This is a genomic window from Thermomonas sp. (assembly GCF_041905325.1).
Taxonomy (GTDB): domain Bacteria; phylum Pseudomonadota; class Gammaproteobacteria; order Xanthomonadales; family Xanthomonadaceae; genus Thermomonas.
Genome location: NZ_JAYRLK010000001.1, coordinates 403,460 through 429,664 on the forward strand (window position 1 = coordinate 403,460; position 26,205 = coordinate 429,664).

General features: G+C 69.0%; 21 protein-coding genes and 1 riboswitch. Of the genes, 9 read left to right on the plus strand and 12 right to left on the minus strand.

Going from position 1 to position 26,205, the window contains the following annotated elements:
* Positions 1-7: 7 nt before the first annotated feature.
* Both ACE3OK_RS01805 and ACE3OK_RS01810 read right to left on the minus strand, forming a co-directional pair.
* The gene (locus ACE3OK_RS01805; protein WP_374247804.1) at positions 8-622 is read right to left on the minus strand and encodes a TylF/MycF/NovP-related O-methyltransferase; all 615 of its coding nucleotides are present in this window, start codon (positions 620-622) and stop codon (positions 8-10) included.
* Between the two features lie 174 nt (positions 623-796).
* The gene (locus tag ACE3OK_RS01810; protein ID WP_374247805.1) at positions 797-1,177 is read right to left on the minus strand and encodes a VOC family protein; all 381 of its coding nucleotides are present in this window, start codon (positions 1,175-1,177) and stop codon (positions 797-799) included.
* Positions 1,178-1,279: 102 nt separating this feature from the next.
* On the opposite strand from ACE3OK_RS01810, the gene ACE3OK_RS01815 reads away from it, so the two are divergent.
* Both ACE3OK_RS01815 and hemE read left to right on the plus strand, forming a co-directional pair.
* Entirely contained in the window at positions 1,280-1,534 is a 255-nt protein-coding gene (locus ACE3OK_RS01815; protein ID WP_374247806.1) for a hypothetical protein, read from the plus strand.
* 55 nt (positions 1,535-1,589) lie between these two features.
* Positions 1,590-2,651, plus strand: coding sequence for a uroporphyrinogen decarboxylase (gene hemE, locus ACE3OK_RS01820; protein WP_374247807.1), 1,062 nt, complete (start codon positions 1,590-1,592; stop codon positions 2,649-2,651).
* A gap of 228 nt (positions 2,652-2,879) precedes the next feature.
* Here the strand turns inward: hemE and ACE3OK_RS01825 are convergent, their stop codons facing one another.
* A complete protein-coding gene (locus tag ACE3OK_RS01825; protein WP_374247808.1) occupies positions 2,880-6,290 on the minus strand; it encodes an ATP-binding protein in 3,411 nt (1,136 codons plus the stop codon).
* Between the two features lie 166 nt (positions 6,291-6,456).
* Positions 6,457-6,681 (minus strand): glutaredoxin family protein, encoded by a 225-nt coding sequence (locus ACE3OK_RS01830; RefSeq protein ID WP_374247809.1) that lies wholly within the window; start codon positions 6,679-6,681, stop codon positions 6,457-6,459.
* Positions 6,682-6,750: 69 nt separating this feature from the next.
* Here ACE3OK_RS01830 and ACE3OK_RS01835 point away from each other — a divergent pair, with 69 nt between their 5' ends.
* The 3 genes from ACE3OK_RS01835 to ACE3OK_RS01845 all read left to right on the plus strand — a co-directional run bounded on the left by ACE3OK_RS01835 (position 6,751) and on the right by ACE3OK_RS01845 (position 13,588).
* On the plus strand, positions 6,751-8,148 hold the full coding sequence (locus ACE3OK_RS01835; RefSeq protein WP_374247810.1) for an L-serine ammonia-lyase: 1,398 nt from the start codon (positions 6,751-6,753) through the stop codon (positions 8,146-8,148).
* A 189-nt stretch (positions 8,149-8,337) separates the two neighbouring features.
* The gene (locus ACE3OK_RS01840; protein ID WP_374247900.1) at positions 8,338-11,397 is read left to right on the plus strand and encodes a diguanylate cyclase; all 3,060 of its coding nucleotides are present in this window, start codon (positions 8,338-8,340) and stop codon (positions 11,395-11,397) included.
* A gap of 4 nt (positions 11,398-11,401) precedes the next feature.
* Positions 11,402-13,588: a putative bifunctional diguanylate cyclase/phosphodiesterase gene (locus ACE3OK_RS01845; protein WP_374247811.1), complete on the plus strand. Its 2,187-nt coding sequence runs from the start codon at positions 11,402-11,404 to the stop codon at positions 13,586-13,588.
* Here ACE3OK_RS01845 and ACE3OK_RS01850 read toward each other — a convergent pair.
* Genes ACE3OK_RS01850 through ACE3OK_RS01860 form a run of 3 tightly spaced genes read right to left on the minus strand, consistent with a single transcriptional unit; the run spans position 13,582 to position 16,981 of the window.
* Positions 13,582-14,655, minus strand: coding sequence for a homoserine dehydrogenase (locus ACE3OK_RS01850; protein ID WP_374247812.1), 1,074 nt, complete (start codon positions 14,653-14,655; stop codon positions 13,582-13,584). The genes ACE3OK_RS01845 and ACE3OK_RS01850 overlap by 7 nt on opposite strands.
* Positions 14,652-15,860 carry a cystathionine gamma-synthase gene (gene metB / locus ACE3OK_RS01855; protein ID WP_374247813.1) on the minus strand — a complete coding sequence of 403 codons (1,209 nt, stop codon included), beginning with the start codon at positions 15,858-15,860 and terminating at the stop codon, positions 14,652-14,654. The genes ACE3OK_RS01850 and metB overlap by 4 nt, the downstream gene beginning before the upstream one ends.
* Complete coding sequence (locus ACE3OK_RS01860) at positions 15,857-16,981, minus strand: homoserine O-succinyltransferase (RefSeq protein WP_374247814.1); 1,125 nt, start codon at positions 16,979-16,981, stop codon at positions 15,857-15,859. The genes metB and ACE3OK_RS01860 overlap by 4 nt, the downstream gene beginning before the upstream one ends.
* A 66-nt stretch (positions 16,982-17,047) precedes the next feature.
* Positions 17,048-17,169: riboswitch (SAM riboswitch) on the minus strand.
* A gap of 192 nt (positions 17,170-17,361) precedes the next feature.
* On the opposite strand from ACE3OK_RS01860, the gene ACE3OK_RS01865 reads away from it, so the two are divergent.
* On the plus strand, positions 17,362-18,159 hold the full coding sequence (locus ACE3OK_RS01865; protein ID WP_374247815.1) for a M23 family metallopeptidase: 798 nt from the start codon (positions 17,362-17,364) through the stop codon (positions 18,157-18,159).
* A gap of 3 nt (positions 18,160-18,162) precedes the next feature.
* Here the strand turns inward: ACE3OK_RS01865 and ACE3OK_RS01870 are convergent, their stop codons facing one another.
* On the minus strand, positions 18,163-19,272 hold the full coding sequence (locus ACE3OK_RS01870; protein WP_374247816.1) for an HDOD domain-containing protein: 1,110 nt from the start codon (positions 19,270-19,272) through the stop codon (positions 18,163-18,165).
* A 146-nt stretch (positions 19,273-19,418) separates the two neighbouring features.
* On the opposite strand from ACE3OK_RS01870, the gene ACE3OK_RS01875 reads away from it, so the two are divergent.
* On the plus strand, positions 19,419-21,017 hold the full coding sequence (locus tag ACE3OK_RS01875) for a peptide chain release factor 3 (protein ID WP_374247817.1): 1,599 nt from the start codon (positions 19,419-19,421) through the stop codon (positions 21,015-21,017).
* On the opposite strand, the gene ACE3OK_RS01880 is transcribed toward ACE3OK_RS01875, so the two are convergent.
* The 3 genes from ACE3OK_RS01880 to mtgA are packed head-to-tail and all read right to left on the minus strand — an operon-like array spanning position 21,018 to position 23,232.
* Entirely contained in the window at positions 21,018-21,446 is a 429-nt protein-coding gene (locus ACE3OK_RS01880; protein WP_374247818.1) for a CBS domain-containing protein, read from the minus strand.
* Entirely contained in the window at positions 21,421-22,446 is a 1,026-nt protein-coding gene (locus ACE3OK_RS01885; RefSeq protein ID WP_374247820.1) for a glycosyltransferase family 2 protein, read from the minus strand. Before ACE3OK_RS01885 ends, ACE3OK_RS01880 begins: the two co-directional genes overlap by 26 nt.
* 30 nt (positions 22,447-22,476) lie before the next feature.
* Complete coding sequence (gene mtgA / locus ACE3OK_RS01890) at positions 22,477-23,232, minus strand: monofunctional biosynthetic peptidoglycan transglycosylase (RefSeq protein WP_374247821.1); 756 nt, start codon at positions 23,230-23,232, stop codon at positions 22,477-22,479.
* Between the two features lie 109 nt (positions 23,233-23,341).
* Between mtgA and ACE3OK_RS01895 the strand changes: the two genes are divergently transcribed.
* Both ACE3OK_RS01895 and ACE3OK_RS01900 read left to right on the plus strand, forming a co-directional pair.
* Positions 23,342-24,244 (plus strand): Hsp33 family molecular chaperone HslO, encoded by a 903-nt coding sequence (locus tag ACE3OK_RS01895; protein ID WP_374247822.1) that lies wholly within the window; start codon positions 23,342-23,344, stop codon positions 24,242-24,244.
* A 134-nt stretch (positions 24,245-24,378) separates the two neighbouring features.
* Positions 24,379-25,239: a hypothetical protein gene (locus tag ACE3OK_RS01900; protein ID WP_374247823.1), complete on the plus strand. Its 861-nt coding sequence runs from the start codon at positions 24,379-24,381 to the stop codon at positions 25,237-25,239.
* Between the two features lie 72 nt (positions 25,240-25,311).
* On the opposite strand, the gene ACE3OK_RS01905 is transcribed toward ACE3OK_RS01900, so the two are convergent.
* The gene (locus ACE3OK_RS01905; protein WP_374247824.1) at positions 25,312-26,199 is read right to left on the minus strand and encodes a DUF4097 domain-containing protein; all 888 of its coding nucleotides are present in this window, start codon (positions 26,197-26,199) and stop codon (positions 25,312-25,314) included.
* Between the last annotated feature and the right edge of the window lie 6 nt (positions 26,200-26,205).

Below are 26,205 nucleotides of genomic sequence, written 5' to 3' on the forward strand. Positions count from 1 at the left end.
GACAGTGTCAGGTCTTCATGTCAACGATGAAACCGGCACCGCTCCAGCCATAGCTCACGTAGTGCTCGAGGCCCCACGGCACGTCCTCGCGTCCGATCCATTCAAGTACTGCCCGACGCTCACCCTGGGCGTTCGATCCACGGAAGCAATTCCAGTCATCGAACAGGATCAAGGTGCCTGGCTGCAGCAACGGCGTCACGAAATCCAACACCTGCCGGGTTGATTCGTACAGATCGCAATCAATATGCACGATGGCCGCCGAGCCCGCAGGGAAGCTGGATTGCAACCATCCCGTAAGCGTGTCGGCGAACCATCCCTCGTAGAATTGGATGCGCGCCGGATTCCAAACGCCACGCCGCGCAAAATGTTCGATCACCGACTCGCGCGAATACGCGAAATCACCCTCCTTGAACTGCTCCGATCCCGTATCCAATCCTTCGAGGGCTGGCAATCCCTGAAACGAGTCGAATAGGTGGAAATGCGCTGGCGCCTTCCAGCCATACAACCGTGCGGCGCGAATCGCACTGACCGCCGAGCGGCCCGAGGCAACGCCGAACTCGAAGTAATCGCCTTCGATTTTTGACTCGCGCGCCCAGAACGCCGCGAGCGAATGAACGTCCACACGACCGAACCCTGATCTCAGCGATGGCCACGAGGCACGAAAGTGGAGTGGATCAAGCTCGTCTCTTCTTTCCATACGGGTCACTGGAATTGTCCTGTTCGAGGCGGGCGTCTCCGAAGCATACTGCTTCGTTCTTCGACCGTGGCTGGAGCAACCTAGAGGCTGGCCTACCGGTCACTGGCCGGAGGGCGGCTCCCACAGTTCGACCTTGTTGCCGTCCGGGTCCATCACCCATCCGAATTTGCCGTATTCGGAATCCTCGCGTCTGTCGAGCACCTCGCAGCCCTCCGCGCGCAGCGCCGCCAGCAGGGCGTCGAGATCGGCCACCCGGAAATTCACCATGAACGGCGCGGCGCTGGGGGCCATGACATCCGTATCCGCGGCGAACGGCGTCCACAGGGTCATGCCCGGCGCACTCTCCGGCCCGCCCCACGGGAACACCGCGCCCCCCCAATCGGTGACATCCACGCCCAGGTGTTCCCGGTACCAGGCGCCGAGGCGCGCGGGGTCCGGGGATTTGAAGAAAATGCCGCCAATGCCGGTTACGCGTTGCATGTCATCTCCCGAGGGTGGCCTTCCGGATCGGCGCATCGCGCCGGTTGCCTGCCGCAGCACCGGGCGCGCGTGCGCCGGCCCTGCACCTTACAATGCTGCCCCATGCGCCTGCTCCTGCAACAACGCCCCGACGGCCGCGAAGCCCCGCGCTTCGTGCAGCTCCAGCTCCAGCCCGACCTGCTGGGCGGCTGGGAGCTGCTGCGCGAATCCGGCCAGACGGGCGGCCGCAGCACCTTGCGCAAATCCCTGCACGCCGATCAGGCCAGTGCGCTGGCGGCACTGGAAAAAGAACGCGACACCCACCTGAAGAAGGGCTTCCTGCTGGTGTTCGCGCAGGGCGCGGACGCACCGCGATGACCCATTCCCGGCGTGCCTGCGCACGCGCAGGCACCCGCACCCCCGGAGAACTCCCTTGCCCACGCCCCTGAAAAACGATCGCTTCCTGCGTGCCCTGCGCCGCGAGCCGGTGGACGCCACCCCCGTCTGGCTGATGCGCCAGGCTGGCCGCTACCTGCCGGAATACCGCGCCACCCGCAAGGCGGCGGGCAGCTTCCTGAAGATGGCGCAGACCCCTGAACTGGCCTGCGAGGTCACCTTGCAGCCGCTGCGCCGGTTCGATCTGGATGCGGCGATCCTGTTTTCCGACATCCTCACCGTGCCCGATGCAATGGGGCTGGGTTTGTATTTCGTCGATGGCGAAGGCCCGAAGTTCGAGCGCCCGCTGCGCAGCGTCGCCGACATCGACAAGCTCGCGGTGCCGGACGTCGGCAGCAGCCTGCGCTACGTGACCGATGCGGTCAGCCTGATCCGCCGCGAACTGGACGGCCGCGTGCCGCTGATCGGTTTTTCCGGCAGCCCGTGGACGCTGGCCTGCTACATGGTGGAAGGCGGCGGCAGCAAGGAATGGGGCAAGGTCAAGGCGCTGGCGCTGAACGCGCCGGCGGCGATGCACAAGCTGCTGGGCGTGGTCACCGACGCGGTGATCGCCTACCTGTCGGCACAGCGCGATGCCGGCGCGCAGGCGCTGCAAGTGTTCGACACTTGGGGCGGCACGTTGTCACCGGCGATGTACCGCGAATTCTCGCTGCCGTACCTGGCCCGGATTGCCGCCGCATTCAAGGGCGGCGACGCCCCGCTGATCCTGTTCGGCAAGGGCAATGCCCCGCATCTGGATGCGTTGTTCGGCAGCGGTGCCGATGCCATCGGCGTGGACTGGACGGTGACCCTGGAGGACGCCGCGCGCCGCAACGCTGGCCGGGTGGCACTGCAAGGCAACATGGACCCGGCGATGCTGTACGGCAGCCCCGACGCGGTGCGCGCGCAGGTGCGCGCGGTGCTGGACAGCTACCGCGACGGCAACGGCGGCAGCCGCGAAGGCCACGTCTTCAACCTCGGCCACGGCATGTCGCCGGACATGAACCCCGATCACGTGGCGGCGCTGGTGGACGAGGTGCACGCCTACAGCGCGCGCTGACTCCAGCAAGTAGCAGTCAGGGAAGCTCTGGACAACCTGCTCTTGATCGTCATTCCCGCGAAGGCGGGAACCCATGGACTTGGGCTTTTAACAGGCTAACGTCCATGGATCCCCGCCTTCGCGGGGATGACGGCGGTTGTTTAAGCCGCCCGATAGCACCCGGCGTGGCCGGGTGCGCTGCCGCAACGAAGCTGGCATCGAACACCCCGATTGCGGAGGCCCCAAGCGTCAAGCCGCTTGCGCCAGCAGTGCCTCCAGCGCCTGTGCCAGCAGATCCCCGGTCACCGGCTTGCGCAGGAAGCCGGTGAACCCGGCTGCTTGTGCCTGCGCCTGCGCATCGGCATCGGCCCGCGCGGTGACGGCCAGCAGCGGCGCGGCAAAACCTTGCGCGCGCAGGCTGCGCGCCAACGCCAGGCCATCCATGCCGGGCAGGTCCAGGTCCAGCAAGGCGGCGTCGAAGTGGCCGGTGGCCGCTTCGGTCAACGCCCCCAGCCCGTGCGCGGCATGGGTGACCGCATGCCCGCGCGCGCGCAGCAAACCGGCGATGGCCTCGGCCACGATGGGATCGTCTTCCACCAGCAGCAAGCACCACCGCACCGCACCGTGCCGCGCGCGCGCGCCGGGTACCGCAGGCGCGGCCACCTGCTCGGGCGCACTGCCCGCCAACGGCAGGTCGACGATGAACCGGGTGCCCTTGCCGGGCTGGCTGTCCACCGTGATCCGCCCCCCCATCGCCGCCGCCAGCTCCTGTGAAATGGCCAGTCCCAGGCCGCTGCCACCGTAGCGGGCGGTGGTGCGCGGGCCATCGCCTTGTTCGAAACGACGGAACAGGCGTGCCTGTTGCTCCGCGTTGAGGCCGGGACCGGTGTCGGCCACCACGAAGCGCACGCCCTGCGGCGACAGCGCGAACGTCTCCAGCGAGACATGGCCGTTTTCGGTGAACTTCACCGCATTGCCGACCAGGTTCAACAGGATCTGCTGCACGCGGGTGGGGTCGCCATGCAGGCACTGCGGCACGTCGGCGGCGATGTCCTCGACGAACGCCAGCCCTTTGCGTTCGGCCACCGGTGCCATCAGCCCGGCCACCGCATCCAGCAACGGGCGCAGGGTGAAATCGACGTTCGCCAGCTCCAGCTTGCCGGCTTCGATGCGGGCCAGGTCCAGCGCGTCGTTGACCAGCCGCAGCAAGTGTTCGCCGGCGCGGCGGATGGCTTCGACATGGCCGCGCTGGCGCTCGTCGAGGTGGGTACCCTGCAACAGTTCGGCCATGCCCAGCACGCCGGTCATCGGCGTGCGCACCTCATGCCCCAGCGTGGCCAGGAACCGTGATTTCGCTTCCGATGCCTGTTCGGCCAGTTCGCGCTTGTGTTCCGCCAGCTGCCACGCATGCCGCCGGCGCAGGCGCTGCCGGTAGGCCCACGCCGACAGCGCGACCAGCACCAGGCCGGCCAGCGCATACCCCGCCAGCGCCCAGCCGCTGCGCCACCACGGCGGCGGCACCTCGAAATGCAGCACCTGCTCGGCGGCCACGTTGCCGCCGGCATCCTGCGCGCGCATGCGCAGCACGTAGCTGCCCGGTGCCAGCGCGGTGAAGGTGCGCTCGCCGCTGTTGCCCAGCGCCACCCAGCCGCGGTCGAACCCGTCCAGCCGCGCCCAGTAGCGATTGCCCGGCGGGTCGTCGAACGCCAGCAGGCGCGCACGGATGCGCACCTCGCGATCCTGCGGGTCCAGGCGCACGCCATCGCGCCCCGCCAATGCCTGCCAGCCGCCGTTGCGGCGTACCGCGATCTCGTCGAACCGCAGCACCGGCCGCACCGGCACCGGCTCGGCCGCATCGGTATCGAACAGCCGCAAGCCGCCATCGGCGGTGGCTGCCACCAGCACGCCGTCATCGCGCAGCAGCGCCGCCCGGTCGAGGTATTCCTCGCTGCTGGCATCGTCCTGCAAGCCCACATGCCGCAGGTTGCGCCGCAGCGGATCCCACCGATAGAGCCCGCGCGAGGTGGTCACCCAGATCCGATGGCGGGCATCCACCAGCAAGGCATCCGCCGCCACCGCCGGCATGCCGTGGCGGGTATCGACGTGCTCGCCGCGCCGCCAGCCATCGGCACCACGCCGGAATTGCTCCAGCCCGGTCATGCGCTGCACCCACAACACGTCGGCACCATCGAAGGCCAGCGCGAAGGCGCGCTCCTGGCCCATCTCCGGCACCGGCAGGAAGCGCAGCCGGGTGCCGTCGAAGCGCAGGATGCCGCCGCTGCCGGCCACCCAGGGGGCGTCGTCGGGGGCCAGTACCATGGCTTCGATGTCGGCCTCCCCCAGGCCACTGTCCGGCCCCGCCGGCAGGTTCAGCAGCACCTTGCCACTGCCGGGATCGCGCCGCTGCACGCCGCCACCCGCCGCCGCCAGCCACTGGCTGCCATCGCCGGCATTCAGCAACCAGCCCACCTGTCCCTGCGGCACCGGGTTGTCGGCATCCTCCGAGGTCCAGGCATCCACCCGGCCATCGTGGCCAATGCGCAGCAGCCCGCCGCGATGGGTGACCCACAATCGCCGGCCCGCATCCTCCGTGATCGCCACCGGCTTGACGTTGCGCAACTGCTCCAGCACCGCGTCTTCCAGCGGTGCGATCTGCCCCTGCGCATCCATGTGCTCGATCACGCCGCCCATGCCGCCCAGCCACACGCCGCCATCACGGGCCTTGCCCAGCGCGCGGTACATCGCGCCGCGCAATCCGTCTTCGCTGCCCTGGAACTGGGCCAGCTGCCGCCAGCCGGAACGCAGGTAGCCCAAGCCGCGCCCTTGCACCGGCACCCACAGCGCATCGCCATGTTCACGCAGCAAGGTGCCGATGGCGCGCGGGATGTCGGCCCCGCCCAGCGGCACCGGCACCGGCGGCGCGCTGCCGCGCTGCAACCACAAGCCACGCTGGCTGCCGATCCAGCGGTCGCCATCGCCCACGCTGCTGATCGACAGCATCGCATTGGGGCGCTGGAACATCGGTGCCCAGTCCGGCTGCTCCCAGCGTCCCGCGCGCAGATGCCACACCCCCTGTGCGCTGCCCACCCACACGCCGTCGGCCTGCGTGGTCAGGGAGTACACCAGCGCCGGGCCGTCCGCCGCCGGCAACGCCACCGCGACGAACGCATCCCCCTGCAAGCGGGCCAGCCCGGTGGTGGTGCCCGCCCACACCACGCCCTGTGCGTCCACCGCCAGCGACAGCACGGTATCGGAGGGCAGGCCCTGCGCCTTGCCGAAATGCCGCAGGCGGCCATCGCCCCCCACGCGCGTCACTCCGCCGCCGAAGGTCCCCAGCCAGACCGCATCGCCCTGCCGTGCCATCGCCCACACGTCATCGCTTTCCAGCGCCGGCTGGGTCTGCTTGCGATAGCGCGTGAACTGCCGCCGCGCCGGGTCCAGCACGCTGACGCCCTCGCCCTCCACTGCCACCCAGATGCGGTTGCGCGCGTCCACCAGCAATGCCTGCACGTTGTTGCCGGGCAGGCCATCGGCAGCCTCCGGGTCGCTTCGCCAGACCCGCATGCCAACGCCGTCATACCGCGCCAGGCCATCGGTGCTGCCAACCCACAGGTAGCCATCCGCATCACGCGCCAGCGCCTTGATTTCGGTCGACGGCAAACCCTGGGCTGGGCCAACGATGCGAAAGCGCGGCCGTTCCGGCACCCCGGCCAACGCGCAGGCACACCCCAGGCACAACAGCAGCAACCAGCAAAGACGATGCGGCATATCCCCTCCCCAGCCCGCATGCTGGCGGTGCCGGCCGGTGCTTGCAAGCAGGCGGGGTTCAGGCGTGCAGCAAGCGCTGCACCTGCTGCACGTCGAACGGCCACTCCAGCTCGACGCCCGCGTCATTGCGCAGCACCGGCACGCGCAGGCCATAGCGGGCCTCCAGCGCGTCGTCGTCATCGATGAAGACGGTTTCGAATTCGGGGGCGCGCGCTGCCGCCAGCACCGCCAGTGCCTGGTCGCACAGGTGGCAGTGATCGCGCTGGTAAAGCGTCAGGGCCATACGCGGGTGTCTTTCCTGCAAGCCTGGGCAGCCTAGAATAGACCTCCCCCACACATCGGCAGCCCCCCCATGGCCGTCTCCATCTTCGACCTCTACAAGATCGGCATCGGCCCCAGTTCCTCGCACACGGTGGGGCCAATGCGCGCCGCCGCCCGCTTCGTCCGCCACTGGCTGGTGGAAAACGGCGTGCTGGAACGCACCGTGCGCATCCGCGCCGAAGTGTTCGGCTCGCTGGCCCTCACCGGGCGCGGCCACGGCACCGACAAGGCGGTGTTGATGGGGCTGGAAGGCCACTGGCCGAACCAGATCGACCCCGACATCATCCCCGCCGCGCTGGAACGCATCCGTGCGGAGAAGAACATCCGCCTCGGCGGCCAACGCGCCATCGCATTCGACGAAAAACGCGACCTGGTGATGAACAAGCGCCAGAAACTGCCGTTCCACACCAACGGCATGCGCTTTTCCGCCTTCGATGCCGAGGGCGTCGAACTGGCCACCCGCGATTACTACTCGGTGGGCGGCGGCTTCGTGGTCAACCAGGACGAGGCGGCGGAAGACCGCATCGTGGCCGACACCACGCCGCTGCCGTATCCGTTCAACAGCGGCGCCGAACTGCTGGCGCAGTGCCAGCGCAGCGGCCTGAGCATCGCCCAGCTGATGTTCGAAAACGAAAAAGCCTGGCGCAGCGAGGACGAGATCCGCGCCAGCCTGCGCGAAATCTGGCAGGCCATGCAACGCTGCGTGGCGCGCGGCATTCGCGCCGAAGGCACCCTGCCTGGCGGGCTGCATGTCACCCGCCGCGCGCCGGCCCTGCACGCCGAACTGGCGGCGCGGCCGGAAGCGGCGATGCGCGACCCGCTGACCGTGCTCGACTGGGTGAACCTGTATGCGCTGGCGGTGAATGAAGAAAACGCCGCCGGTGGCCGCGTGGTCACCGCGCCCACCAACGGTGCGGCCGGCATCGTGCCGGCCGTGGCGCATTACTACGAGCGCTTCTGCGCCAGCGAAAAAGACGCCGTCGCACGCGAGGCCGGCCTCTTCACCTATCTGCTCACCGCCGCCGCGGTGGGCATCCTGTACAAGGAAAACGCCTCCATCAGCGGTGCCGAAGTCGGTTGCCAGGGCGAAGTGGGGGTGGCCTGTTCGATGGCCGCCGCCGGCCTCACCGCCGCGCTGGGCGGCAGCCCCGGGCAGATCGAGAACGCCGCCGAGATCGGCATGGAGCACAACCTGGGCCTGACCTGCGACCCGATCGGCGGGCTGGTGCAGATTCCCTGCATCGAACGCAACGCGATGGGCTCGGTGAAGGCGATCAACGCCAGCCGCATGGCCCTGCGCGGCGACGGCCAGCACAAGGTGTCGCTGGACAAGGTCATCAAGACCATGCGCGACACCGGCCGCGACATGCAGGACAAGTACAAGGAAACCAGCCGCGGCGGGCTGGCGGTGAACGTGATCGAGTGCTGACAACGGCCATCGCATCGCCCCCAGCCAAGGCGCGAACAGGGCGATATTTCGATGTAATCTGGCCGCGGGGGGTTAGCCGGGGGACGCGCGATCACACGACCCATCGCCAATTGCGGTAAGCACCGGAAGCAGCGCGCGTGGGCGCGACGCCTGCGCGGCGGCCTGCTGGCATTCGTCCTGCTCGTGCTGATGCTGCCCGCCGCCGCACTGGCACCCAACAAGCCCTTTCGCGATTACGTGCTCGACAACTGGGGCGTGGAGCAAGGCCTGCCGCAAATCACCGTCACCGCCATCACCCAGGATGGCGAAGGCTACTTGTGGTTGGGCAGCCAGACCGGCCTGGCCCGGTTCGATGGCGTGCATTTCCAGAATTTCGCACTGCGCGATGCACTGGGCCTGGACAGCGGCATCCAGGCACTGCTGGCCGACGACCACGGCCGCTTGTGGGTGGGCACCGCCCGCAGCCTGCTGGTGCTGGAAAACGGCAAGCTTCGCAACCTGACGCCCCCCGGTAAACCCGGCGAACCGCCGCCCCGGTTCCCGGTGGCGGCCCTGGCGTTCGTGGATGGCCAGGTCCTGGTGGCGGGGCCGGATGGCCTGTATGCCCCAACCACCGACGGCCTGCGCCGCGTGCGGCCACTGCCCGGCCCGGCCACCAGCCTGCTGACCGGTCCCGACGGGCTGTGGATCGGCAGCCGCGGGCAGGTGCTGCAACTGGTGGCCGGCCAACTGGAACCCCACCCGCTGCCCGACGGGATGGCCGACGTGGCCGTGAACGCGCTGGCGCATTTCGACGGCGAGGTGTACGCCAGCACCCGCAACGGCCTGCTGCGCCTGCATGACGGCCAATGGACGCCGGTTCCCGGGCGCGACGGCGATCGCGTACGCGCGGTGGAGGCCCTGGCCGCCGACCACGACGGCAACCTCTGGCTGGCCACCCCGCAGTATCTGGAGCGCCTGCGCAAGGGGCAGCCCGTGGAACGCCTGCAAAACACGGCGGGCAGCATTGCCATTCGTGCGATTTTCGAAGACCGCGACGGCAATCTCTGGCTGGGCAGCCAGACCGAGGGCATCACCCGGGCCTGGAGCGGCTACACCCGACGCCTGTCGCACCCCGATGGCCTGGCTTCGCCGCTGCTGTGGGCGGTTGCAAAAGCACCGGACGGTGGCATCTGGGTCGGCACCAGCGACGGCGTGGAAGTCTGGCGCGACGGCCGCTTCCAGCGCGTGGCCAGCGGCGCGCAATTGCCGCACCCGGAGGCCTACAGCCTGCTCCCCGAGGCGGGCCAGGTCTGGGTGGGCACCCGGGCCGGCGTGGCCCTGCTGCACCCGGGCCGCCCCGGCGCGGAACTGCCACCGGCGCTGCTGCCGCTGCGCAACGCGCAGATCAACGGCATCCTGCGCGACCACCTCGGCCAGCTCTGGTTCGCCACGTCCGAAGGCTTGTTCGAACTTGATGCCCACCAGCAACTGACCCGCTACGGCGCAGCCCAGGGCCTTCCGGATCCCCGTATCCGCATCGTCCGTGAAACCCGCGACGGCCACCTGCTGGCCGGTTCCTCGCAGGGGCTGTACGAATGGCGCGAGGGCCGCATGCAGGCGGTGGGGCGCACGCAGGGCCTGCCGGCGGACATCGCCGTGTCCGCATTCGTGGAACTGGCCGACGGGCGCTGGGTGCTGGGCAGCAGCAGCGGCGTGCCGCTGTGGATCTTCGATGGCCAGCGCTGGCGCGGCATCGGCGAAAACCGCGGCCTGCCCGCCAGCCTGCCCTTCCACCTCGACGAAATCGACGGCCAGCTCTGGGTGGCCGGGATGCAGGGCGTCTACCGGCTGCCGCTGGCGCAACTGGACCGCGCGCTGGCCGACCCGCGTGCCCGCCTGGCCCCGGAGCTGCTGATCAATTCCGGCTTCGACCGCCTCGGCGGGCAGCAGGACAAATGCTGCAACGGTTCGGGCAACAACCGGGGCCTGCTGTACCAGAACGAACTGTGGCTGCCCACCCGCGACGGGGCCCTGCTGGTGCAGACAGCCCTGCCGGACGCCCGCACGCCATGGCCGCTGCGCATCGAAACCGTGCAGACCGACGTTGGCACCCTCACGCCCGGCCGTACCCGCCTGCAACTGCCGCTGGATGCCCGCACCGTCCGGATCGCCTTCAGCCTGCCCGCCCTGCTGCCGGCACACCCGCCCCACCTGCGCTTCCGGCTGACCGGCTTCGACGAAGGCTGGCGCGAACTCGACGCCCCCAACCAGCGCAGCATCGGCTACGTCAACCTGCCGCCCGGCCAATACCGCTTCGAAGTGGCGGATTTCAGCCGCCCCAATCCCTTGGCGGACACCGCCACGCTGGAGCTGGAAGTACCGCCGCACCTGCGCGAAACCCTGGCGTTCCGGATGCTGGCGGTGCTGCTGCTGGGTGCGCTGGTATGGCTGGGCTACCTCGGCCTGCGCCTGCGCTACGCCCGCCAGCGCGCGGCGCTGGAGCTGCTGGTGCAGGAACGCACCCAGGACCTGCAAACCGCCAATGCGCGCCTGAAGGAACTCAGCTTCACCGATCCGCTGACCGGGCTGCACAACCGCCGCTACCTCAGTCAACAGATCCCGATCGACCTCAAGTTCTACGAACGCGATGCCGGCTATCTCGATGGCAGCGACGCGCTGGTGTTCGTGTTGCTGGACATCGACCACTTCAAGCTCATCAACGACACCTGGGGCCACGCCGCCGGCGACCGCGTGCTGGAGCAATTCGGGCAATTGCTGGGCGAGCTCAAGCGCAGCGGCGACTACGCCGCGCGCTGGGGTGGCGAGGAATTCCTGTTGGTGCTGCGGCCCTTGCCACGTGATGGCCTGGCACAGATCGGGCAGCGCCTGTGTGCGCGCATCGCCGCCCATCCCTTCGACCTCGGCGGAGGGCGGCACCATCGCCTCACCGCTTCGATTGGCCTGGTGGAATACCCCCTGCTGCACCAGCAGCCGCACCTGCTCGACTGGGAGCAGTTGGTCAGCCTGGCCGACCGCGCGCTGTACCGGGTGAAGACCTCCGGCCGCAATGGCTGGATGGCCTATCGCCCGCTGCCCGGCAACACCCTCACGCTGGACCCGGCGCTGGTCCGCGGCAACCCCGGCTGGCTGCTGGACAACGGGGTGCTGGAGATGTTCGGCGAAATCGGCCCCGACCCGCACGGCGGCACGTCCGGCGAACCCGCGCCCAAGCACCCGCCCAACCCGCCTCCCGAAGCGGGGCCCTGAGCACATGCGTGCCGTCGTCGCCACCGTCTCGCGCGGCTTGCTGCTGACGCTGCTGTACTTCGCAGGCGCCGCAGTCGCCATCCTGTATTTGCGCACGCCGGCCGACGTCACCCTGTTCTGGCCCGCCGCCGGGATCGGCTACGCGATGGTGCTGCGTTTCGGACTGTCGGCGGCATGGCCGATCGCCGTCGGCCAGCTCCTGCTGCACCTGTGGCTGGTGCCGGTACCGGCGCTCTTCCTGCCGTTTTCGGCCAGCAGCAATGCCATCGGCACCCTGCTTGCCTGCCTGTACGTGTTCCGCCGCCGGCCAAGACCGCAACTGCAATTGCGCACCGAAGACGGCCTGTTGCTGCTGCGCGGCGCGGTACTGCTGTGCGCCACCAGCGCGATCATCGGCAGCCTGGGCATGCTGCTGGCCGGCATGGTGCCACCCGCCGACCTGCCGCGCGCCTACCTGCAATGGGCACTCGGCGACCTGCTGGGCGCCACCACCATGACCCCCAGCGTCCTGTTGCTGCTGCGCACGCTGCAACGCGGCTACCTGCGCGCACCGCCGACGCCGCAGGCGCTGCGCGAGCGCCTGCTGTGGTGCGCGGTGATGCTGGCGGTGCTGACGGCCGGCGTGGCGATCGTGCGCAACGGCAGCATGTACCCGCTGGCGGCGGCCACCCTGCCGCTGGCCCTGCTGCTGTGGTCGGCGGCGCGGTATCCCGGCACCTTCACGGCGATGGCCACGATGCTGGTCAGCGTCGCCCTGGCGCTGGTCCTGGGGCTGGATGGGCTGCGCCGCCCGGAAACCGTGCAAGACACCACGCTGGTGGTGAGCGCGTTGGTGGTGATTTCCACCATCCCCATCCTGCTGTCGGCTTCCTACCGCGAACGCGAGGACGCGATGGCCGCATTGCACCTGCGTGCCACCCACGACCCCCTGACCGGGCTGCTCAACCGCGATGCCTTCGAAGAGCAGGCGCGGCAATGGCTGGCGCAGGCCGACACGCCGCTGTCGCTGCTGTACGTCGACCTCGACAACTTCAAGCTGGTCAACGATTCCGCCAGCCACGCCGCCGGCGATGCGATGCTGCGCCATGCCGCCAGGATGGTCCGCGACGCCTTCGGCGACCCCGCCCTGGTGGCGCACAGCGGTGGCGATGAATTCACCGTGCTGGTAGCACTGGATGCCGATGCCGCGGCGGTTCCCGGGCGGCACCTGCTGGCCGCGATCGAAGCCATGCGGGTGGCATGGCAGGGCAGCAACCTGCGCACCACCGCCAGCATCGGCCTGGCCGCCAGCGTGCCGCCGCATGTCAGCTTCGACGAATTGCTCTCGCAAGTGGACACCGCCTGCCACGAGGCCAAGGACCTGGGGGGCAACCGCTTGTTGGTGGCGGGACAGAACGCCGACAGCCTGCGCAACCGCAACCAGTTGATGCGGCTGGCCCTGAACGCGCGCGAGGTGCTGGACCAGCAGCGCTTCGAACTGTGGTGCCAGCCCATCATCGACCTGCGGGAACCCGGCACCGGCCAGGCGCATTTCGAAGTGCTGCTGCGTTGGCGCGACAGTGACGGGCAACTGCGCCCGCCCGCCAACCTGATCGCCGCCGCCGAGCGCTTCCGGCTGGGGCCGCGACTGGACCGCCACGTGCTGGACGCCCTGCTGGACTGGCTGGATGTGCACCCGGGACTGGTGCCGCGCATCGAACAATGCAACCTCAACCTCGGTGCCGCCACCCTGGTGGACGAGGAGTTCGCCGAGTACACCGCCGCGCGCCTGGCACGCAGCCCCTTGCAGCCGCGTCAGCTGTGCCTGGAAATCACCGAAACCAGCGTGGTGCGCGACCTTGCCCGCACTTGCCACTTCATCGCCCGGATGCGGGCGATGGGGTGCCGCTTCGCGCTGGACGACTTCGGCACCGGCTTCTGCTCGTTCGGGTACCTGCGCGACCTGCGGGTGGATTACCTCAAGATCGACGGCAGCTTCGTGCGCGACCTCACCGAGTCGCGGCTGTCGGAATCGGTGGTGCGCGCGATCACCGACATCGCCCATATCCTCGACATGCGCGCCGTCGGCGAGCATGCGGAAACCGACGCGCAACTGGAACAACTGCGCAAGCTGCACGTGGATTACGCGCAGGGATACGTGTTCCAGAAACCCATGCCGATCGCCGATTTCTTCGGCGTCACCGATCACTGAGCAGCGGCGGCCTGGATCGCCAGCGCATCATCCAGCAACCCCGCCGCCGTCACCCCGGCGCCGGCCCCCGGCCCCTGGATCACCAAGGGTTGTTCGGGATAGCGGTCGGACCAGATCGCCACCCGGTTGTCGGTACCGCCGCCACCGGCCAGCGCGTGCCCGGCGGGCAGGCTTTCCAGCCCCACGGTGGCCACACCGCCGGCTTGCAGGCGCGCCACGAAGCGCAGCTTTTCGCCGCGCTTGTAGGCCTCGGCAAACCGCTCGCGCAGGGGCGCATCCAGCTCCGGCAGGGCCGCATCCAGCGCATCGCGGGGGAGTGCTGCCAGTGCATCCGGCACCAGCGATGCCACCTGCACCTCGTCCTGCTCCAGCACCTGGCCGGCCGCCCGCGCCAGGATCAGCAATTTGCGCCGCACATCCTCGCCTGAAAGATCCTCGCGCGGGTCCGGCTCGGTATACCCGGCATCCCGCGCCTGCCGCACGAAGCCGGAAAACGGCTGCATCCCGTCATAGTGGTTGAACAGCCACGCCAGCGAGCCGGACAGCACCCCGGCGATGGCATGGATGCGGTCGCCACCGGCCTGCAAGGCACGGAGCGTGCGCAGCAACGGCAGCCCCGCGCCCACGGTGGCGCTGTCGCCATAGGCGGCCTGGCCGGCCGCGCGCGCGGACTGGATGGCCTGCCAGCGCGCCAGTGCGGTGCCCTGGCCCAGCTTGCAGGCGGTGACCACATGGATGCCGCGCGCCAGCCAGTGCGGGTGGCGGTCGGCCACCACCGCCGATGCGGTGGCGTCCAGCACGATGCGGGGGCCGTCGCCGGCCAGTGCCGCATCCACCGCCTCCAGCGTGCCGGGCTGCGCAGCCTGCTGGAACAGGCTGTCGCGGGTGCCCAGCGGCAGCCCGTCGGGATTGCCCCATGCAAGGCGCGAATTGGCGGCATGCACCAGCCGCAGGCGTTGCCCCAGCGGCGTACCGTGCCAACCGGCCAGGCGCGCCCACACCGCGCTGCCCACCGTGCCGGTACCCAGCAGCGCCACCCGTGCCGGCGGCGACACGGCAGCGCTCACGCCGACACCCGTTTGTGGTCGCCGGCCGCGCGTGCGCGCGCCAGCCCGGCCTGCACGTCGGCCAGCAGATCCTCGACATGCTCGATGCCCACCGACAGCCGCAACAGGCCATCGGTGATGCCGGCCACGGCGCGCGCCTCGGCACTCATCGCCGCATGGGTCATGGTGGCCGGATGCGCCACCAGGCTTTCCACCCCACCCAGCGATTCGGCCAGAGTGAAGCATTGCAGCCCGTCCACGAACGCCCGCACGGCTGCCTCTCCGCCGGCCAGCTCGAAGCTGAGCATCGCCCCGAAACCCTGCTGCTGGCGCGCCGCCAGCGCATGCCCCGGGTGGCTGGCCAGTCCCGGGTAATGCACGGCCCGCACCGCCGGGTGGCCGTCCAGCGCGGCGGCCAGTGCGGCGGCGTTGTCCTGGTGCACGCGCAGGCGCGCATCCAGCGTGCGCAAGCCGCGCAAGGTCAGGAAGCTGTCGAACGGCGCGCCGGTCAGGCCCAGGCAATTGGCCCACCACAGCAGGTGCTGGTGCTGGTCGGCGTCCTTCGCCACCACCGCGCCCCCCACCACGTCGCTGTGGCCATTGATGTACTTGGTGGTGGAATGCAGCACGAAGTCCGCCTCGAAATCGGCCACCGGCCGCTGCAACGCCGGCGACAGGAAGGTGTTGTCGGCCACCACCCGCGCGCCGACGGCGTGCGCGGCGGCGATCACGCGGCGTAGGTCGGTGATGCGCAGCAACGGGTTGGACGGGGTTTCGATCCACACCAGCTTCGGTTGCCGTGCCAATGCCGCGGCCAGGGCCTGCGCATCGGTCAGGTCACAGGTCACCAGCGTGAACGCACCCTTGTCCGCCAGCGCGTTGAACAACCGCCAGCTGCCGCCATAGCAGTCGTGCGGCACCACCAGCACGTCAGCCGGTTGCAGCAGCGCATGCAGCAACAGCGTCACCGCGCCCATGCCGGTGGCGGTCACCACCCCGCCGGCGCCGCCTTCCAGCTCCGCCAGCGCCTCGCCCAGCAAGTCGCGGGTCGGGTTGCCGCAGCGGGTGTAGTCGTACGCACGCTTCTGGTTGAAGCCGGCAAAACTGAAGGTGGAAGACAGCACCAGCGGCGGCGTCACCGCACCGAAGGCGGCATCGCGGTCGATACCGGCGCGCACCGCACGGGTGGCGGCACGGCGGGTGCTCTGCGGGGCGTCGCTGCTCATGCGGAAACTCCGGTGCAAACGAGGGTGGAAACGGGGGTAGAAACGGGAGATGCGGAATGCGTGGCAGCGCCGGACAGTTCGCCGGCCAGCAGCGCGTCGATGCGGTCGGTTTCCTTCAGGAAGGCATCGTGGCCGTACGGCGAGCGCAGCACGCGCAGGCGGCCGCGCGCGCCGAGGCCTTCGAGCAATTCCACCGCATCGGCCATCGGCACCAGCCGGTCGCCTTCCACCGCGATCACCGACACCGGCACGCCGACCTGGGCGGGATCGATGCGGTGCAGGTCGATGGATTCGGACAGCCGCAGCCAGGCGGTGGGCGAGACCCGGGCGACGAACTTGGCACCGGCGGCATCCAGATAGTCTTCCGCCGCCACCCGCACCTGGCCATTGCAGATTTCCGGCACCGCATCGAAGCGCTCGGCGAATTCCTCCGGTGTGCGGTAACTCAGCATCGCGAACTGGCGCGCCAGCGACAGCCCCTGCTCGTCGGCGCATTGCAGCCGCCCCAGCGCCACCGCCTTGCGTTGCAGCGCCCGCCACGCCGCCGCGTACGGATGCGGGCGGTGCACGCCGCTCACGGCCACCAGCTTGCGCAAGCGCCGCGGATGCCGCACCGCCATTTGCAGGCCCACCAGCGCCCCGTAGGAATAACCCACCCACGCCGCCAGCACCTCGATGCCCAGCGCATCCAGCAGCAACGCCACCGCATCGGCCTGGTCGGCGGTGTCGATGGGCACGTCCAGGCTGCCATCGGCGCCCACGTAATCGATCGCGAGGATGCGCATCTTCGCCGGGTCCAGCGTGCGGCCGGCATCCAGCAAGCCTTCGGCCCAGCCCGGTGCGGCATCCAGCGCATTGGCGGCCACGTGGCGGTGCGCGGAAATGCCGCCGGCCACGAACACCACCGGTGCAGCGGCCGGGCCCACCAGCTCGTAGTTCAGGCGCACCTTGCGGGTACCGGCATGCCGGCAGGCCAGCACCGCGTCGAGGCTGCCGCGGCGGGCATCGCCGGCGTCCGCCGCCACCGCACGCATCGTGGTCGTCGCCCGGGGGAGGGGAAGGCGGGAGGGATCGGTGCGTTCGGCAAGGTTCACGGCGGACTCCGGCGATGGACAGCCCATCGGAGTCGTGCGGGGATGCGGGAAGACCGAACGCGTCGGCGTCGCGAACCGCGGCGTGCGGCTTCGCAACCATCTTCCGGCAGACGCTCAGGTCCCCGCAGGATTTGGCACCTCGCCAACGCGCATGCGCGCGCCGTCTGGTTGCCCCGGCATCAAAGGGCCTGTCCCTCCGCCGGTCTCGATGGATGCGCGCAGTGTGGGCATGCCCTGCGGTTATGTCAATCGCTTTATCCGGATGAAGCGATTCTTATGACGATTTTTCATGGCGCATTGCGGGAAGCGCCGACCCGGAGCGTCATTCCCGCCGGCGGCACCATGCCGACGGTGGCGAGCTGCGGAACATCACGATGCCGCCGAACGCATCCGCGCATACTGCGCAGATGCACCGCCTGTCTTCCCTGCTGCTTGCCGGTCTGTGCGCCATGGCCATTCCGGCCTTTGCACAAACCCGGCAGGATGCGCCCGCCGCCATCGCCACCCTGCGGGTGGAAGCGGTGGACGGTGGTTATCTGGCGTGGGCCGACAATCGGCTGCCGGGGCCGGTCGAAGTGCGTCTGGAGAGCACCGACGGGCCGCTGGAAGGCAGTCAGCCGGCGCTGCCGGCACGGGCCAGCGTGCCGGCCCTGGGCAGCGTGGTGGTGGCGCGCCTGCCGATGACGCGGCACGGCGCAGGTCTGGCCAGGCTGCGCCTGCTGGGCACACCCGGCAGCTCCAATGCCCGCCCGCAGGAGGCGCTCTACCTGCTGCCGGTGGCGCAGGGAACGGCCCGGCTGGAGCAGGGTTTCGAAGGCAGCTTCAGCCATCAGGGCCCGGAAAACCGCTACGCACTGGATTTCGCCGTCCCCGAAGGCACCCCGGTCCTGGCTGCGCGTGCCGGGCGGGTGCTGCAGGTGGAAGACGGGTTCGACGGCCACGGCCTGAACTACGCCCGCGACGGCGGTCGTGCCAACTTCATCCGCATCCTGCACGCCGACGGCAGCATGGCGCTGTACGCGCACCTGCAGGCGCACGGCGCACGGGTGCGCCCCGGCCAGCAGGTGGAGGCCGGGCAAGCCATCGGGCTGTCCGGCAACACCGGCTACAGCACCGCGCCGCACCTGCACTTCGTGGTACAGGTCAACCGCAGCCTGCAACTGCTGTCGATTCCGTTCCGGCTGGCCAGCGACCCGACACCCTGAAGGTCAGCCTTCCCGGTCCTGCTCTTCGGCCTGTTCCGACGGCTCCACCAGTTCGCGCCATTGCGGCAGCTTGTCCAGCATGCCCACCGCACGCAGATAGTCTTCGTCCGGTGCGCTGCCGGCCACCAGGGACGTGGCCACATGCACCGCACCCGTCACCCAGAAACCGCCCGATTTCATCTGCCCGGGACGCTTCTGGTAGGCCACTGCCTCCACGATCGGCATCGGCAAACCCCACAGGCCCATCAGGTAGGCACCCGCTTCGGCGTAATCGGGGCCGTCTTCCCCGGCTTCCCCACTGGACACCCCCGGCAGCAGCCGTCCCACCTCGGCCAGCAGGCTGGCGGTGGCCGCCAGCTCGGCACTGGGGCCCGGCAACAACTTGCGGGCCAGGTTGGACGCACGCAGCGCGCGGTCCTGCATCTGCTCGCGCTGCTTGCTGTTGCCCGTTTGCGGGCCGCCGAACGCCTCGATGGTCAACACCATCCGCAGCAAGGTCTGATGGCCCAGCCGCACCACCGCCGCGCGCATGTCGCCGACCTCGCGGCCACCTGAAAAATAGGCGGAATTGCACAGCCGCAGCACCTTGGCGGCGATCGCCGGGTCTTGCGAGAGCGCCTGCGCAATCGCGTTGTTGTTGGCATCGGGATCGCGCAGCAGACGGGTCAATTGCAGGTACAGCCGCGGCGGCGGCGGCAGCGAGTTGATCCGCCCCAGCACGCGCTTGAGCTGCTCGTTGTCCAGCAGCTCCCGCAGGTCCACCACGCTTTCCACCGCGGCGACCAGCTCCCCCGGGTCCAGCGGCCGCCCCAGCACCCGGTGGGCGCCATCCAGGCCCTGCGCGATATCCAGCCCGGCCTCGTCGGGGGATTCGTCAAGCAACAGGATGCGCACCGCCTGCGGATACAGTGCGGCCACCCGTGCCAGCAACTCCGGCCCACCAATCGGCCCCGGGCGCAGCCCGCAGACGAACACGTCGAAAGGAGGCATGCCCGGCTCCACCGGCGCACCCGCCGGCAACCAGTCGATCTTCCAGTCCAGCCCGAAGTCGGCCAGCAGGCCATCGAACTCGGCGGCGCGCGCCGTATCCTCACCGATGATGACAATTCGCACTGATTCCCATCCCTCGCAGGCAAGACCCCATCATGGCAGGCGCAACCCGGGCACCGCCTCCTCGCCCCCTGTTGCTCCGTCGAACGCGAAAACCGGTGGCATCCGGCCCGCTGCGGCCATGCTGCCCCCAACGCTATAATTTGGCAATGTCAGAAGTCCCCTCAGAAGCCGCGCGCCGTCGCACCTTCGCCATCATCTCCCACCCCGACGCCGGCAAGACCACGCTGACCGAGAAGCTCTTGCTGTTCGGGGGCGCGATCCAGATGGCCGGTTCGGTCAAGGGCCGCAAGGCCGCCCGCCACGCGACGTCCGACTGGATGGCGCTGGAAAAGGAGCGCGGCATCTCCGTCACCAGCTCGGTGATGCAGTTCCCCTACGAGGGCCGCATCGTCAACCTGCTGGACACCCCCGGCCACGCCGACTTCGGCGAGGACACCTACCGCGTGCTCACCGCGGTGGACTCCGCGCTGATGGTGATCGACGTCGCCAAGGGCGTGGAGGAGCGCACGATCAAGCTGATGGAGGTGTGCCGCCTGCGCGACACCCCGATCATGACCTTCGTCAACAAGCTCGACCGCGAGGGCAAGGACCCGATCGAGCTGCTGGACGAAATCGAATCGGTGCTGGGCATCCAGTGCGCGCCGGTGACCTGGCCGATCGGCATGGGCAAGCGCCTGAAGGGCGTGGTGCATCTGGTCTCGGGCGAAGTGCACCTGTACGAACCGGGGCGCAACTTCACCCGCCAGGATTCCACCATTTTCCCGTCGCTGGACGATCCGGGCGTGGCCGCCGCCATTGGTGCCGATCTATTGAATGAAGTGCGCGAGCAGCTCGAACTGGTACAAGGTGCCTCGCATCCGTTCGATCAGGCCGAATATCTGGCCGGCAAGCAGTCGCCGGTGTTCTTCGGCTCCGGCGTCAACAACTTCGGCGTGCAGCCGCTGCTGGACTTCTTCGTCGAGCACGCGCCGCCGCCACGCGCACGCGCCACCACCACGCGCGACGTGGCCGCCAGCGAAGGCAAGCTCACCGGCTTCGTGTTCAAGATCCAGGCCAACATGGACCCGATGCACCGCGACCGCGTGGCCTTCATGCGCGTGTGCTCGGGCAAGTTCGAAGCCGGCATGAAAACCTTCCATGTGCGCAGCGGCAAGGAGGTCAAGCTCGCCAACGCGCTGACCTTCATGGCCTCCGACCGCGAGATCGCGGAGTCTGCCTACCCCGGCGACGTGATCGGCATCCACAACCACGGCACCATTTCCATCGGCGACACCTTCAGCGAGGGCGAGAAACTCACCTTCACCGGCATCCCCAGCTTCGCGCCGGAGCTGTTCCGCCGCGCCCGCCTGCGCGACCCGCTCAAGCTCAAGCAGTTGCAGAAGGGCCTGGCGCAGCTGAGCGAGGAAGGTGCCACCCAGTTCTTCAAACCGCTGCTGAGCAACGACCTGATCCTCGGCGCGGTCGGCGTGCTGCAATTCGACGTGGCCGCCTACCGGCTCAAGGACGAGTACGGGGTGGAAGCCATCTTCGAGCCGGTGCAGGTGGCCACCGCACGCTGGATCCGCTGCGCTGACGACAAGACGCTGGAAGAATTCCGCGACAAAAACGCCCTGAACCTGGCGCTGGATGCCGCTGGCGAACTGGTCTACCTGGCTCCCAGCCGGGTCAACCTGCAACTGGCGCAGGAACGCGCGCCGGCGGTGGAATTCCACGCCACCCGGGAAATCGCGCAGTCGGCGGCCTAGTTACGAGGCGATATACCGCTGCAACTGGTCGATGTCCTGCCGTTGCATCTCGATCACGGCTTTCACCAGGTCGCCGATCGACAGCACGCCCAGCACCTTGTCACCCTCCAGCACCGGCAGGTGGCGGATGCGGCTGTCGGTGACCAGTTGCATGCAGTGTTCGGTGCTGTCGCCGGGGGCCACCGTGCGCACCTGCGCGGTCATGATGTCGCGTACCGGGGTTTCCCTCGATGCGCGGCCCTGCAACACGATCTTGCGCGCGTAATCGCGCTCGGACAGGATGCCGACCAGCCGCGGCCCCTCCATCACCAGCAGCGCGCCGATGCTGCGCTCGGCCATCAGCCGGATGGCGTCGTAGACCGGGGCATCCGGGCCGATCGCGATGATTTCGGCCGGCTTCGCTTCAAGCAGTTGACGTACCGTGCGCATGGCAGCTCTCCTGGGGTTCGGGAAGCGGCTTCGAGGATAGCGCGTTTGCCGGTTGCCAGACATCCACCAGGTACAAGGGCCGCTGCTTGGATTCCTCGTACAGGCGGCCGAGATATTCCCCGATCAGGCCCAGCGCCATCAACTGCACGCCCCCGAGGAACAGGATCACCACCATCAGCGACGGCCAGCCGGCCACCGGGTTGCGCCACAACAAGGCCTGCACGATCACCACGCAGCCGTAGGCGAACGCCAGCAGCGCGGTGGCCAGCCCGAGGTAGGTGGCCAGCCGCAGTGGCGCGGTGGAGAAGCCGGTGATGCCTTCAAGGGCGAAGTTCCACAGCCGCCAGGTGTTGAACTTGCTGCGCCCGGCGGCGCGGGCATCGCGCTGGTAGGGAATGGCCGTGCTGTTGAAGCCGATCCAGCCGAACAGCCCCTTCATGAAACGGTGGCGCTCGCGCAGTTGCCGCAGCGCCGCCAACGCACGCGGCGACAGCAGCCGGAAATCGCCGGTGTCGCGCGGCACCGGGGTTTTCGACAACCGTCCGATCACCCGGTAGAAGCCATGCGCGGCCACGCGCTTGAACAGCCCATCGCCGGCACGGGCCATGCGGGTGCCGTGGATGTCGTCGTAACCTTCGCGCCATTTCGCCACGAATTGCGGCAACAGCTCCGGCGGGTCCTGGCCGTCGGCATCGAGGATCATGGCGGCACCTTGCCGCACCTGGTCCAGCCCGGCGGTGAGCGCCGCCTCCTTGCCGAAATTGCGCGACAACCGCAGCAGCGCCACCCGTGCGTCCTCCCGGGCGTAGCCTTGCATCAGCGCCCAGGTGGCATCGCGGCTGCCGTCGTCGACATACAGCAGCGACGCGTCCAGACCCGCGGCCGCCGCCATGTCCAGCGCCGCCAGCAGCCGTGGATGCAGGCTCGGCAACGCCTCCGCCTCGTTGCAGGCGGCGACCACCAGGGTCAGGCGACGGTGTTCCGGGTCAAACGCATCCATGCGCGAAGTATGCCAGCGCCACCGCCGCACTCAGTCCAGCGTACGCAGGTAGCCGGTGCCGCCGATCGCACCCATCTGCCGCTGGATGTTCTGTGCGCGCCGCTGCACATAGGCCCCGGGCCGGGCCGCGCTGTAGCGTTTCGGACTTGGCAGCACCGCCGCCAACCGGGCGGCCTCGGCAGGGCCCAGCCGCGCGGCATCCTTGCCGAAAAACTGCCGCGATGCCGCCTGCGCGCCGTAGACGCCATCACCGAACTCGGCGACGTTGGCGTACACCTCCAGGATGCGCCGCTTCGGCCACAGGGCCTCCAGCAATGCTGTGTACCAGACTTCCAGTCCCTTGCGCAGCCAGCGCGTGGGGCCCACGCCCTGCCACAGGAACAGGTTCTTGGCGGTTTGCTGGCTGATGGTGCTGGCACCGCGCAGGCGTCGCACCGGCGTGCCGCGCCGTTCCGCCCGCGCCTGCATCTTCTCGTTGTGCACCTGTGCCTTCTCGATTGCCGCGAAATCGAAACCGTGGTGCACGGCGAAACGCTGGTCCTCGGCCGCCACCAAGGCCAGCGGCAGGTTCGGCGAGATGCCGCGCAGGCTGCGGAAGTCGTACCGGATGCGGAAACCGGGATTGCCGCCCATCGCCGCATCCATCCAGCGCGCCACCATGAACGCCGACAGCGGCGGATCGACGAAGCGCAGCGCCAGCACCTGGGCCACGCTCAGCACGACGAACAGCAGCGGCAGCTTCCACCACCAGCCGCGCATGCGTTGCCGCCAGCGTCCCCGGCTCATGCCCGCACGCCTTGCGAACGGCACCCACACGCCCCATTTCCAGACATCATCATCCCCCGTCACGCGATGGCGCACATTATCCGCGCGCCCGCCCCACCACGGTACTGCCATGCCCCAGCCCCGCGACACCCAACTCCGGTTCCTGCTCCCCACCGCCGGCGTGCGCGGCGTTGCCGTGCACCTGGACGCCACCTGGCAGGCCATCGCCGCACGCAACCATTGCCCGCAGGCGGCTGCCGGGTTGCTGGGCGAGGCCTGCGCGGCGGCCGCCCTGCTGACCGGCCACGTCAAGGTGGACGGTCGTTTGTCGGTGCAACTGCGCAGCCCCGGTGCCATCGGCACGCTGTTTGCCGAATGCACCGCCACCGGCAGCCTGCGCGGCATCGTCCGCCTGCGCGAAGACGCCGGCCCGGTGGTCGCCGACCTGCGCGCCCTGGGTGCCGAATCGCTGCTGGCGATCACCATCGAAAATCCCTCCCTGCGCGGCGACGGCGAGCCGGTGCGCTACCAGGGTCTGGTGGCGTTGCAGGCGGAACATCTGGACGCCGCCCTCGAAGGTTATTTCCTGCAATCGGAACAACTGCCCACGCGCCTGCTGCTGGCCAGCGACGGCCAGCAAGCCACCGGCCTGCTGCTGCAGGCGCTGCCCGGTGACGGCGGCGATGACGACGGGTTCCGTCGCGCCAGCGCCCTGTTCGACACCCTGCAGGCCGACGAACTGCTGGCGCTTCCGCCTGCCGAGGTGGTGCATCGCCTGTTCCACGAGGAGGCTCCGGAACTGCTGGGTGAAAAACCGCTGCACTTCGGCTGCTCCTGCTCGCGCGCCCGGGTGGAAGCGATGCTGGTGTCGCTGGGCCGCGAGGAAGCCGACGCCGCCGTGGCCGCGAACCAGGGCACGGCGGCGGTGCACTGCGAATTCTGCGGCCAGGACTACAGCTTCGATGCCGCGCAAGTGGCGGCGGTGTTCGCGCAGGCCGCCGATGCCCACCCGGCTGCCGCCGGCCTGCAGTGACACCCGCCGGCTGGCAGGAAGCGAACTGGATCGCAATTTTCGCGCCGGAAGGTTGTTAAATAAACATAAACTAGATACGCTGACCGCCTGCCTCCGTGGAACTTTCATCCGTCCGGATCTGTCCACCTCTGCACATGACCCCACGCCTCCTGCCCCTCGCCGCTGCCGCACTCGCCCTGGCCTTCGCCAGCGGTGCCGTGCAGGCGCAAAGCAAGCAGGCACGGCGCAGCAACCCCAAGGTCGTGCCGGTGCTGAACAAGGCCGATGGCAAGCTGGAAGCGGTTCTGCTGCTGGAGCCCACCAGCGTGGGGGCCGGTACCCGTTGGCGCTTCGGCAGCACCACGCTGGAGACCACCTACGGCCTGCAAGCCGGGAACTCCCTGGCCCTGCTGTGCGATCGCCACAACGGTGCCATCCCGCTGATTGGCCAATTGGCAAGCAACTGCGTGCTGGCCTCTCTGGAAGACAAGCCCGGCAGTGGTAGCCGCCACACCAGCGCCGGCGTCAGCCTGGCCCGCAATGGCGGCAAGGTCGGCCTGTCCCTCGGCAGCGGCCGCGACACCCTGCCGGTATGGCTGGCACCCGGTCAGGCCGGCGGCGCACGCTACAGCCAGAATGATTTTTCCCTGCTGGCGGAGAAGACCATCGGTCGGGACGGCTTCGTCAGCGTGGGCGGCACGGTGGCCCGTGCCCGTCTGTTGCCTGCCGCCGACGTGCCGCAACTGGCCGACCAATGGAATACCCGCAGCCTCAGCATCGGCGGCGGCTACGGCACCTTCGGTGCCAACATCGTCGGCCGGGTGGTGAACGTGCCGGGCGAAAGCGATGTATGGAAAGGCCTCGGTCTCGGCCTGACTTGGCGCACACCGTGGAATGGCCAGCTCAGCGTGGGTGCCGACAACGTCGTCACCCGCGGCAAGAATCCGTTCGTGTCGAAGGGCGAACAGAGTGACGAGGGCGCGGTGCCCTACGTGCGCTACCAGCAAGACCTCTGATCCCGCCGACCGGCAGACAGCAAAAGGCCGCATCCAGGATGCGGCCTTTTGCTTGCGTGTCGCCGATATCGCTCAAGGCAGGCTCAGGCGTGCATCCCCGGAAAAGGTCTGCATCCGCACATCGCCCTTGCCGCTGCCATAGCGCACGTGAAAGCTGGATCCGGGGCCGAACTCTTCCTTGCGCACCTGCGCGCCGGGCGCGGACAGGTCCCCGCTGAAACTCTCGCCCGCCACTTGGGCGGACAAATCCGCAGGCAGGTGCAGGTGCATGTCGCCGCTGACGCTTTCCAGCCGAACCAGCCCGTCCTCCGCCAGGGCCGTGGTCAGATCCATGTCCCCGGACACGCTGTTGGCGTTCAGTTTGCGCACGCGCTCGCCCAACGTGGTCAGGCGCACATCGCCCGACACGCTCTCCAGCGTGATCTCGCCATTCAAGCGTCCCTGTGCCACCACGTCGCCACTGACCGTGGAAACACGCAGGTCCGGCGTGTTCAACGCGAACTGGATATCCCCACTCACCGACGTCAGCTTGCCTTGCCGGGGCGCACCATTGGCGGCGATGTCCCCACTCACGGACTCCAGCGCCATCTCGCGCGAGGCCATGCCCTGCACCTTGATGTCCGCCGACACGGTGCTCACCTCCAGATCGGCCAGCAGCGGCATCTGCACCAGCAGCGTGCTGGGCTCGGCATCACGCCCGCGCGACGGGTACCGCACCTTGATCCTCAGCACCCGGCTGTCGCCATCGAACACCAGCTGCTCGACGCCGGCCCCCAGCGTGCCGGTCAGCCTGACCTCCGGGCGGTTCCATGCCTGCACGTCCACCCGCCCCTTCACGTTTTCCACCTCCACCCGCCCGCGCGGCTCCAGCGGACGCGTCTGATCGATCGGCGTCCCGGCGAATGCCGGCAGGGTGGCAACGGACAGCAACAACGACAACAGCGCAGCACACTTGTTCATGACAAC